The sequence below is a fragment of the Neobacillus drentensis genome, assembly GCF_036962125.1.
GTDB lineage: Bacteria > Bacillota > Bacilli > Bacillales > Cytobacillaceae > Neobacillus > Neobacillus drentensis_B.
In genome coordinates this window covers 167,221-173,513 of the sequence record NZ_JBALOA010000026.1, presented here as the reverse complement: position 1 = coordinate 173,513, position 6,293 = coordinate 167,221, and the positions used below count along the sequence as shown (strand labels likewise).

Below are 6,293 nucleotides of genomic sequence, written 5' to 3'. Positions count from 1 at the left end.
TGTTTCCTTTATCTCAGTTGGAGCGCTCCAGGCCATACGCCGCTGACCAGGGCGCTTCCGCTTTTCTTATTTCGCTAAATTCTCACAAGAAACATCCGCACTGGATAAAAAAAGTGCCATTCGACAAAAAAAGTGGGATTTCTATGGAGGAATCGACAACATCCATCGCTAATTATTAGAATAAGCATTTAATTCAAATAATTGGAGGAATATGATGATCAAGGTATTAACAAAAAGAGCTAGTATGCAATATGATGTGACGATCTTTCAAACTCCAAAGTACCGTGAACATAAAGGCCATAAAGAGGTGTATCGAATTGCCATACCAGCATCAAGCCGAAAACAGTGCTTGGAGGAAACATTCAGACGCTTTAATGTGACCGATCGAATACCAGCAGATTATCCAGGGAGATTTCTCTCAACTGGGGATATTGTTTTAATTGACGAAGGGCGCGGAGGCCAGCATTATTATCAATTAAAACCTGGTGGATGGTTTCCAATAAATAGAATAGTTCTCTTTTAACTCTAAAAACCTAAGGACAAAAATTCCTTAGGTTTATTTATTTTATCTCATTGTATTTAGAATAGTGTCCAGTGCAGGGGCCTAATGTTTTCTACCACCAGTTGCACTGTTTTCTTTTGCGTGAGCATTGTGTTCTGCCTCAATGGCCTCAGCAGGGATATGATTATTTTTCTTTGGTGAATTAATACGGCTTCGATGTTTTTTACCCATTGATGATCTCCCTCCAATCTTAATAATAGCTTGCCACAAATAAAAAATTTCATGTCTAATTCGGTTCAGAGTTTTTCATTGGAAAATGTTTATGATATATTGTCAATGATGCAGTTTTAATACTGTGCGCAGTTCATGATTGGAGGTTTTTAGATGAGTGTACATATTGGTGCAAAAGAAAACGAAATAGCAGAAACGGTACTTTTGCCTGGGGACCCGCTTCGGGCAAAATATATTGCAGAAACTTTCTTAGAAGATGCAAAATGCTACAACGAAGTTAGGAATATGTTTGGATATACAGGTACCTATAAAGGGAAACGAATTTCTGTGCAAGGAACTGGGATGGGTGTTCCCTCAATCTCTATATATGTTAATGAACTAATGCAGAGCTATAACGTTCAAAATCTTATCCGTGTTGGCACATGTGGTGCGATTCAAAAGGATGTCAAGGTCCGTGATGTCATTTTAGCAATGACCAGTTCCACAGATTCAAACATGAACCGCCTTACCTTTGGACATGTCGATTTTGCTCCAACTGCAAACTTTGACTTACTACTTAAGGCATATGATGCAGGAGTGGCAAAAGGACTTAACTTGAAGGTAGGAAATATTTTTACAGCCGATTCGTTTTATAATGATAACGCTGACTTAGAAAAATGGGCTAAATATCAAATTTTGGCGATTGAAATGGAGACTACTGCTCTTTATACTTTAGCCGCTAAATTTGACCGCAAAGCACTCTCCGTTCTAACTGTTAGTGATCATATCTTAACAGGTGAGGAAACCACTGCCGAAGAAAGACAACTAACGTTTAACGATATGATTGAAGTAGCATTAGAAGCAGCTACAAAGGAATAATCATTAGAGGTCTCTTCCACAAAGGAGGAGGCTTTTTATTTTGTTTGAATTAACAGGAACTCTTTATAATAATGGAGAATTTATAAGGTGAAACTTCCATCTGTGGAGGTTTCCCACTGATGGTTAGTTGAACCAATCGGGCTTTTACTGGCAGTTGATCCCCACCTATCTAATTCGATATTGTAAACTTAGAATCTTGAGGTGGGGGTCTTATTGCCAGTTAATGCGGGATTAAATCAAACTCCTCTGTGATAAATATCATCGAAACACGTCTAAAGAAGGCTTAAATTAAAAATAGCATGATTTATGCTAATTTTCATTTGACCAAATATACACTGCGGGGGTATAGTATATAAAAGAGGTGATTACAATGAAAGAGCAGCTCAAGTTAGACATTACTGGAATGACATGTGCAGCTTGTTCAACAAGAATTGAAAAGGTTCTTAATAAAATGGACAGCGTGGAAGCAAATGTCAATTTGGCAATGGAGAGTGCAGCTATTTCTTTTGATACTGAACTTGTTTCTAGTAATGATATTATTAATAAAATAGAACATCTGGGTTATGGAGTAAGGATGGAGAAGGCAGATTTAGATCTGTTTGGAATGACATGTGCAGCTTGCTCGACCCGAATCGAGAAAGTATTGAACAAGATGGATGGAGTGAAAATTGCTACTGTTAATTTGGCTACCGAATCGGCAGCGATTGAATATAATCCTAAAGAAATAACAATTGAACAAATGATAGCTAAAATAAGTAACCTTGGCTACGAAGCGAAAGAGAAGGTACACAGGAACACCAAACAGCAGTATAAAGAAGAAGAATTGAAAGAGAAAAAACATAAGTTTTTGCTCTCAGTAATCCTATCGATTCCACTATTATATACGATGCTTGCACACATTCCAGTTGATTTGGGCTTAGCAATGCCGCATATACTGATGAATCCATGGTTTCAATTCCTTTTAGCAACACCGGTGCAATTTTACATTGGCGGACAATTTTATATCGGTGCTTATAAGGCTTTGAGAAATAAAAGTGCCAATATGGATGTACTAGTAGCTTTAGGAACTTCAGCAGCCTATTTTTACAGCATCGCTGAAGGATTGAAAACAATTGCAAACCCAAGCTATATGCCGCATCTTTATTTTGAAACAAGTGCTGTGCTAATTACGTTAATCCTGTTAGGAAAGTTATTTGAAACCATGGCAAAAGGTAAAACTACCTTAGCTATCTCTAAGTTACTAAGTCTTCAGGCGAAAGAAGCAACCGTCATCAGAGACGGTAAAGAACTACAAATTCCCATTGAAGAAGTAAAAGTTTCTGATCTATTATTAGTGAAACCCGGGGAAAAAATTCCAGTTGATGGTGAAATAACTCTCGGTCAATCTTCCGTTGATGAATCGATGATTACGGGTGAATCGATTCCTGTTGAGAAATCGGTAGGTGATCCAGTAATTGGTTCAACCATTAATAAAAATGGTACCTTAACAATTAAAGCGGTAAAAGTGGGTAAAGACACGGCACTTGCAGGAATAATTAAGATTGTGGAAGAAGCACAGGGAAGCAAAGCCCCGATTCAACGAGTAGCTGATACCATTTCTGGATATTTTGTTCCTGTTGTCGTAGTCATCTCCTTGATAACCTTTTTAATTTGGTATTTCTTCATCAATCCTGGTCAGTTTCCTTCAGCCCTTGAAACGGCGATTGCCGTTCTGGTGATTGCTTGTCCATGCGCGTTGGGCTTGGCAACACCAACATCAATTATGGTGGGGACTGGTAAGGGAGCAGAAATGGGAATTCTATTCAAAGGCGGGGAGCATTTAGAAACAGCTCATAAAATCAATGCAATCGTCCTTGATAAAACAGGAACCATTACCAAAGGACAACCCATTGTCACTGATTTTATTGCTTATAAGGAAGAGAAAAAAGTCCTTCAATATCTTGTTTCCGCTGAAAAGTCTTCGGAACATCCGCTTGCAGAAGCGATTGTTAAATATGGAAAGGAAAAAAGATCAAGTACCCTCCCTGTGAAACGGTTTAAAGCAGTACCGGGATATGGAATTGAGGCGAAAATTGGCGAGGATGAAATCTTTGTCGGTACCCGAAAATTGATGAATCTTAAAAATATCACCAACTTAACGGGGGAAGAAGACCTGACCCGTTTAGAAAACGAAGGTAAAACTGCGATGTTTATTGCGATTAATTCCAATATAATGGGTGTCGTAGCGGTTGCTGATACCGTGAAAGAAACTGCAAAACTGGCCGTGCAACAATTACAAAATCTGGGTATTGATGTATTTATGTTAACCGGTGATAATGAACGAACAGCCAAGGCAATTGCCAACCAAGTTGGCATCACGAATGTAATCGCTGAAGTCTTACCGGAGGAAAAAGCTAATCATGTGAAAGAACTACAGCTTAAAGGATTAAAAGTGGCTATGGTGGGCGATGGAATTAATGATGCCCCGGCCCTTGCTGTTGCAGATATTGGTATTGCCATCGGTACTGGGACAGATGTGGCGATTGAAGCTGCCGATCTAACGATTCTTGGTGGAGAATTGACTTTAATTCCCAAAGCGATTGCTTTAAGTAAAAAAACGATGCAAAATATTCGTCAAAATCTCTTCTGGGCTCTTTTCTATAATTCAGGGGGGATTCCAATTGCCGCACTAGGGTTGTTAGCCCCTTGGGTTGCTGGAGCAGCGATGGCGTTTAGTTCGGTTTCAGTTGTGTCTAATTCACTTCGTTTGAAGCGAGTTAAAATATAAATATAAAAAGTGAGGTAATCTCCATGGAAAAAACAACATTACAGGTATCAGGAATGACATGCGGTCATTGCGAAAAAGCAGTTAAAACAGCCCTTCTCAATGTCGAGGGTGTAAATGAAGTAAGTGTTTCGTTAAAGGATGGCAAGGTTGAGGTTGGTCACGATGCAAGTAAAGCCCCTGTTGGCAAACTAAAAGAAGCTGTCGAAGATCAGGGTTATGACGTAAAATAAAACAAACGGCACTTACCAATTGGTAGGTGCCGTTCGTATGAAAATATAATCTCTAGAATAAATATTAAATTCATTAACTTTTCTTTGTTAATTTTATATGAAAGATGTTATTCTAATCACTAAGGGTTTATTTCTTATTTTTATGGTGAATGAAAGTGGTGAAGACTTTTGGCAGAAGAGAAATTTGGACAAGAAAAAGAAGAAGTAAGGAATATTGAACATGAACAAGCATCTGAAAACAAAACGGGATACATAAGGCTAAAGAAATTTCATTTTATCATGCTGTTATTTATGGTTGTATTTCTCTCGGCGGGTATAACAACATTTGCCCTAGCATTTGGAGAAGATAAGGTAGTCACTGTCGGAACGGACAGACCAGAATTTGATAAGCTTTATGAAGCATTTGATACCTTAAAGAGTGGTTATTACAAAAAAATAGATCAAAAAAAGGCCATTAATGGTGCGATAAACGGAATGGTCGAGTCGCTTGATGACCCCTATTCAGATTATATGAGCAATGAAGAAGCAGAGAGTTTTCATGGTAGTATATCTTCTTCTTTTGAAGGAATTGGTGCGGAGATTCAGGAAAAGGACGGCCACATTGTAATCGTTTCTCCGATTAAAGGATCTCCAGCAGAAAAAGCAGGCTTAAAACCAAATGATATGATTATGTCTGTAAATGGAAAAAGTCTTCAAGGCATGAATTCAACTCAAGCTGTCACCCTTATTCGTGGAAAAAAAGGCACTAAGGTTGAGCTATCAATCCAGCGTCCTGGAACAAGTGCTCCAATGACAGTGCCAATTATTCGCGATGAAATTCCAATCGAAACCGTTTATGGAGAAATGGTTGGTGATGGGGTTGCCAAGGTTCAAATTACAAGTTTTTCAAGTAATACATCAAAGGAACTTGTTGAGAAGCTAAATGAATTGCAAGGAAAAGGAATGAAGGGTCTGGTATTAGACCTGCGTCAAAATCCTGGAGGTCTTTTGGATCAAGCCATCTCTATTTCGAGTATGTTCGTTCCAAAAGGAAAACTTATATTAAAAGTGGAAGATCGTGATGGAAAGATTAAAGAGTACCCTTCCCAAAATGAAGGAAATCCAAATCTTCCATTAGTTGTTTTAATAGATAAAGGCAGCGCCAGTGCATCTGAAATTCTTTCAGCCGCTGTGAAGGAATCGGCTGGAGTTAAATTAGTTGGTGAGAAGTCATTTGGAAAAGGTACGGTTCAAACGGCGTCTGACTTTAAGGATGGTTCAAATCTTAAATTCACAACCGCCAAATGGTTGACACCTAATGGGAATTGGATTCATAAAAAAGGAATCAATCCTGACGTAGCAGTTGCCTTACCAGATTATGCATCATTAACAATCATCAATCCGGATAAAGAACTTAAAAAATCTACTTCCGGAACGGAAGTGCAAACCGCCCAGAAGATGTTAAAGGCAGTTGGATACGACCCAGGACGGACCGATGGATTTTTTGACAAAAAGACCAAGGCAGCCGTAACAGCGTTCCAAAAAGCACAAAAACTCCCGGCAAATGGTGTATTAAAAGGCGATTCCACGATGAAACTTATGGAATTATTAAGAGAAAAAATTAAAAACAATGATACACAATTGCAAGCGGCAATTAAAGAATTAAAGGAAACAATGAAATAAACAAAAAAAGCCCGACTCCAGTGGAGTTGGGTTCCTTTTTTGA

The 6,293-nt window shown here is 38.6% G+C and carries 6 protein-coding genes; 5 read left to right on the top strand and 1 reads right to left on the bottom strand.

All coding sequences use genetic code 11. The annotated features are described in order from the left end of the window. Positions 1-211 precede the first annotated feature (211 nt). Complete coding sequence (locus V7121_RS20825; protein WP_335500220.1) at positions 212-523, top strand: YodL domain-containing protein; 312 nt, start codon at positions 212-214, stop codon at positions 521-523. An 81-nt stretch (positions 524-604) separates the two neighbouring features. Here V7121_RS20825 and V7121_RS20820 read toward each other — a convergent pair whose 3' ends face one another. Beyond that, complete coding sequence (locus V7121_RS20820) at positions 605-733, bottom strand: hypothetical protein (protein WP_335500218.1); 129 nt, start codon at positions 731-733, stop codon at positions 605-607. 153 nt (positions 734-886) lie between these two features. Here V7121_RS20820 and deoD point away from each other — a divergent pair, with 153 nt between their 5' ends. The 4 genes from deoD (at position 887) to V7121_RS20800 (ending at position 6,250) form a co-directional block, all read left to right on the top strand. Then, positions 887-1,591: a purine-nucleoside phosphorylase gene (gene deoD / locus V7121_RS20815; protein WP_335500216.1), complete on the top strand. Its 705-nt coding sequence runs from the start codon at positions 887-889 to the stop codon at positions 1,589-1,591. A 370-nt stretch (positions 1,592-1,961) separates the two neighbouring features. After that, positions 1,962-4,358 (top strand): heavy metal translocating P-type ATPase, encoded by a 2,397-nt coding sequence (locus V7121_RS20810; protein WP_335500214.1) that lies wholly within the window; start codon positions 1,962-1,964, stop codon positions 4,356-4,358. Between the two features lie 23 nt (positions 4,359-4,381). Further along, positions 4,382-4,588 (top strand): copper chaperone CopZ, encoded by a 207-nt coding sequence (copZ, locus tag V7121_RS20805; protein ID WP_335500213.1) that lies wholly within the window; start codon positions 4,382-4,384, stop codon positions 4,586-4,588. A gap of 279 nt (positions 4,589-4,867) precedes the next feature. Continuing rightward, positions 4,868-6,250 carry a S41 family peptidase gene (locus V7121_RS20800; RefSeq protein WP_438825582.1) on the top strand — a complete coding sequence of 461 codons (1,383 nt, stop codon included), beginning with the start codon at positions 4,868-4,870 and terminating at the stop codon, positions 6,248-6,250. The last annotated feature ends 43 nt before the right edge of the window (positions 6,251-6,293 follow it).